We start from the raw sequence: 724 nt of genomic DNA on the forward strand, positions 1-724 counted from the left end.
CCGGTGCCTGACAGTCCCTGGCCACCAAATGGCTGAACACCGACGACAGCGCCAGTCTGGTTCCTGTTGATATAGATATTACCCACCTTGACCCGCTGCTCAATAAACGTCGCCGTCACTTCGTTTCTAGTGTGAATTCCCAGGGTAAGGCCATACCCGGTACTGTTGATCTGCTTAATCACCTCGGGTAACGCTTTTGCGTCGTAACGAATCACATGGAGAACAGGGCCGAAGTGCTCCTTCTCCAGTTGGCCAATATGGTCAATTTCAACGGCAACCGGCGCAACAAAGCTGCCGTTAGCGCAATCCGCTGGCAGTTGGCATTCAAACAGCAGCCTGGCTTCTTGTTTCATTCGTTTGATATGTGCCTGTAGTAACTGGCGGGCTTTCTCATCAATAACCGGGCCAATATCGGTAGAATGAAGACTCGGATTGCCGATAGACAGCTCCTCCATTGCCCCCTGCAACAGAGCGATCACCCGGTCAGCAATATCTTTCTGCACATAAAGTACCCTGAGCGCTGAGCAGCGCTGTCCGGCACTGCCAAAGGCGGACAAAAGAACATCATTAACCACCTGCTCAGGCAGTGCGGTGGAATCGACGATCATGGCATTCTGGCCACCTGTTTCAGCAATCAACGGTATCATCGGGCCCGGACGATTCGCCAGCGACTGATTAATCAACCGGGCGGTTTCCGTGGAGCCGGTGAAAGCGACACCGGCAA

1 protein-coding gene is annotated in these 724 nt (G+C 53.5%); it reads right to left on the bottom strand.

What is annotated here, in order from left to right; all coding sequences use genetic code 11:
- A partial coding sequence (locus J7438_RS26520; RefSeq protein ID WP_209279020.1) for an aldehyde dehydrogenase family protein occupies positions 1 to 724 on the bottom strand: 724 nt, incomplete at both ends.

Origin of the sequence: Thalassotalea sp. G20_0 (assembly GCF_017744175.1) — a bacterium.
GTDB lineage: Bacteria > Pseudomonadota > Gammaproteobacteria > Pseudomonadales > Endozoicomonadaceae > Endozoicomonas.